The 3786-nt window shown below is 39.5% G+C and carries 4 protein-coding genes; 3 read left to right on the forward strand and 1 reads right to left on the reverse strand.

Going from position 1 to position 3786, the window contains the following annotated elements; all coding sequences use genetic code 11:
* Positions 1–390: 390 nt before the first annotated feature.
* The 3 genes from thiE (at position 391) to ACPUEY_RS13960 (ending at position 2905) form a co-directional block, all read left to right on the forward strand.
* Positions 391–1017, forward strand: coding sequence for a thiamine phosphate synthase (gene thiE / locus ACPUEY_RS13950; RefSeq protein ID WP_425122446.1), 627 nt, complete (start codon positions 391–393; stop codon positions 1015–1017).
* Positions 1018–1059: 42 nt separating this feature from the next.
* Positions 1060–2361, forward strand: a complete 1302-nt coding sequence (gene hemL, locus ACPUEY_RS13955) for a glutamate-1-semialdehyde 2,1-aminomutase (protein WP_092818417.1) — start codon at positions 1060–1062, stop codon at positions 2359–2361.
* 127 nt (positions 2362–2488) lie between these two features.
* Positions 2489–2905, forward strand: coding sequence for a GlcG/HbpS family heme-binding protein (locus tag ACPUEY_RS13960; protein ID WP_425122447.1), 417 nt, complete (start codon positions 2489–2491; stop codon positions 2903–2905).
* Between the two features lie 140 nt (positions 2906–3045).
* Here the strand turns inward: ACPUEY_RS13960 and ACPUEY_RS13965 are convergent, their stop codons facing one another.
* Positions 3046–3627, reverse strand: coding sequence for a hypothetical protein (locus tag ACPUEY_RS13965; protein ID WP_425122448.1), 582 nt, complete (start codon positions 3625–3627; stop codon positions 3046–3048).
* Positions 3628–3786: the final 159 nt, after the last annotated feature.

The following is a 3786-nucleotide window of genomic DNA, read 5'->3' on the forward strand; positions in this document are numbered from 1 at the left end:
CAGCGGTATTGAATAAATTCACAGAATTAGGGCGCCCTCATACCCAAGTTGTCACTTAAATTTAGATCACTTAGGGGAGCTCAGCCTTTCAAACCTTTATGCAACAAAGCCACAAAGAATTAGAAAGTCTGATCAGAGCTGCAAGTTTTATTATTATAGTGTCTTTATTATTTATTGTTATTCTGTGATTTATTAAACCGTTTAATATCCAGATGATCCATCCCTGAAAATAGGTATTTTTTCACAATATTTAAATTACAGTTGTTGGGGGCTGGGTTTTCTGATTTTTTGCATATTTATGTAGAATAATTATAAGGAATTAAGCCAGTTCCGCTGAATCTTGTCCCTGATATGCCTATAATAGGGCAGTTTTCATTTTGGCAGTATGTTATGCGCGGTTTATATCTGATTACCAATGACGATCCTTTAGAACTTTTATTGGCTAAGCTTGAAGGGGCAATGGCCAATGGCGGTATTTCAGTATTGCAATACCGTCGTAAAAAAATCGCCAAACAAGACCAAATTTATGAAATTGAATACATGAAAGCCATGTGTGCTGAATATCGCGTGCCTTTCGTGATTAATGACGACCTTGAAACTGCGGTTAAATACGGCGTAGGTGTGCATCTGGGACAGGATGATGGCTCGATTCAGGAAGCGGTTGCGCGTTTGCCGCAAGGTGTGCTGATTGGTCGCAGCTGCAACAATTCACTGGAATTGGCAGAACAGGCAATTGCCGATGGTGCAAACTATGTGGCTTTTGGAGCTATCTATGCGACCGAGTCTAAGCCTGAAGCAGGTAATATTGGTCTGGACACCTTAAAACTGGCCAAAGAAAAACTGAATGTGCCGATCTGTGCCATTGGTGGCTTAACTGTTGAAAATTCCCAACAGGTGATTGAATGTGGTGCAGATTATTGTGCGGTAATCAGTGATATATTAGGTCGTCCGATGCACGCGATTCCAGAGCGTTTAGACGAGTGGTCTGCATTGTTTAAAACTACAGCCTTAGCATAAAACCTTATTGCTTATTGATTTAATTTTTAGTTGAGTGTCTCTATGAGCTTATCTCCAAAGCAAGAACAACTGTTCAAACAAGCCAGCAAACATATTCCAGGCGGTGTGAATTCACCGGTACGTGCCTTTAATGGCGTAGGCGGCACACCGGTATTTATTGAAAAAGCCCAAGGTGCCTATCTGTATGATGTGGATGGCAAACGCTATGTGGACTATGTGGGTTCATGGGGACCGATGATTCTGGGTCATGCCCATCCTGACATTATTCAAGCCGTGCAAGATGCTGCTGTGGATGGATTAAGCTTTGGTGCGCCAACGGTTCATGAAACCACTTTGGCGGACATTATTTGTGAGATCATGCCGTCTATTGAGTTGGTGCGTATGACCAACTCAGGGACTGAAGCGACCATGACCGCAATCCGTTTGGCACGTGGTTATACGGGTCGTGACAAGATTGTAAAATTTGAAGGCTGTTATCATGGTCATTCAGACTCGCTTCTGGTTAAAGCCGGTTCAGGTTTATTAACCAGTGGTGAGGGTGAAGCGACTTCTGCTGGTGTTCCTGCCGACTTTGCCAAACATACTTTAACCTTGCCGTACAATGACATTGCCACCCTGAAAGAATGCTTTGCTAAATTCGGTTCTGAAATTGCAGGGGTGATTGTTGAACCGGTAGCTGGCAACATGAACTTGGTGAAACCGATTGATGGCTTCCTGCAAGCGATTCGTGATGTATGTGACGAACACGGTTCAGTATTCATCATTGATGAAGTGATGACCGGTTTCCGTGTCGGTTTGGGGGGTGCGCAGGCACATTATGGCGTAACACCTGATTTAACCACTTTGGGTAAAATTATTGGTGCAGGTCTGCCAGTCGGTGCGTTTGGTGGTAAACATGAAGTGATGGAATGCATTGCACCTTTAGGTAAGGTCTATCAAGCGGGTACATTGTCAGGGAATCCGCTGGCGATGCGTGCAGGTATTGAGATGTTCAAGCATCTTCGGGCTGAAGGTTTTTATGAAAAATTAACCGCGCAACTCGAAAAATTACTTGCCGGTTTACAAGCGGCTGCCGATGAAGCAGGCATTCCATTCAAGACTCAACAAGTGGGCGGTATGTTCGGTCTGTACTTCACAGATCAGGAAGACATCACCAGTTTCGATTCCATGCTGAAATGTGATGTTGATGCTTTCCGTAAATTCTTCCACGGCATGTTGAAACGTGGTGTAAACCTTGCACCTTCTGCATTCGAAGCAGGTTTTATCTCTGCTGCACACAGTGATGAAGATATTGAATTTACCATTCAAGCTGCAAAAGAAACATTTGCTGAAATGAAAGCTTAAGTTTTTAAATCCTCCCTAACCCTCCTTTGATAAAGGATTGAATTTTAAGAATTTTTATATTGGAGTTCCCCTCTTTTTTAAAGAGGGGTTAGGGGAGATTAAATTCTAAAATTAGGGATATTTATTCATGCAAACCAAACATTATTTGACTTTAAGTGATGCTGAATTTTTATTGAATACAGCTTATGAATATGCGATTCAGAACAATTTTAATGTCAGTATCGCCGTGGTTGATGAAACTGGAACTTTATTAGCGATGAAGCGTATGGATGGTGCTTCACCGATGACAGCCAATCTGTGTTTTGAAAAAGCCAAATGCTCGGCAATGAGTCGTCGTCCATCCAAGCTGTTTGAAGATATTATTAAAGGCGGTCAAATGGGCTTTCTGACAATGGAAACGTTCTCGGGCATGTTGGAAGGTGGTGAGCCGATTCTGTACCAAGGGCAACTGGTTGGGGCAATGGGGGTTTCTGGGGTAAAGTCTTTTCAGGATGCGGAGATTGCGCAGCAGGCGATAGATAAGTTTTTAGCGCAAGTTGGCTGATCTGTATAATTTAATTTTTTTAAAGCTTAAATTAATAAATAAAAAGTAAATCTAATCGGGTGTGATTGGGTTTTTTTAAGCATTTGATTTAAAATAATAATTTTATTTGGTTTGTATTTTGTTAGGTCTCGAAAATAATTTCATTTAAAGAAGCCATTAAATTTTATAACTTTTTCATAGTTTAAAATTTTTGTCTGATCTGATTGTTGATGATTATTTATAGCATCTTTTATTGTTTGAATATTATCAAAAAATAATTTTTTATAGATATCCTCCATATGAGGATAATTAAGGATAGTTTCTTTTAAATGTTCAAAATTTTCATTTTTTTCATCTTCGGTTAGTTCATCAGATAAAAATCTAATTGTAGCATCAAATATAAAATCTCTTATTTTGCCATCAACTATTAATAAAAAATGGATTAATAATGTTTCCTCTGGGGGAGAGACGAAGTTTCCATATTTGTCATAAACATCTGTCGGTGTTCTTAGGTAAACTTGATCATTTAATACAGTTCCTTCTCTTGCTAAGTCATATCCCCTATGCACGATAGAGTTTCTTAACTCTCTAAAATACTGATATGATTTTGGTCTTAGAAGATCATCTATATTTTTATGTGAAGTATAATTCCTCTCTCTCATTAGATCTATAGCTGAAAAAATAGCTTCAATATAAACACCATAATAAAATCTTAGATTATCCCCATCTGCAGGGATATTCATATTTAGAATCTCATGCAGTCCTCTATTAGCTTTTCGAAAATACCAGAGCTGAATAGCCACCAAAATTCTAGACACACCTAACCATCTTTTGATGGGCCTTTTCATAATCTAATGGAGAACGCTGACCATTGGAACCATGTCTGCGTTTTGAATTGTAGA

The sequence above is a fragment of the Acinetobacter sp. G11 genome (assembly GCF_049808495.1).
GTDB classification, from domain to species: domain Bacteria; phylum Pseudomonadota; class Gammaproteobacteria; order Pseudomonadales; family Moraxellaceae; genus Acinetobacter; species Acinetobacter kookii.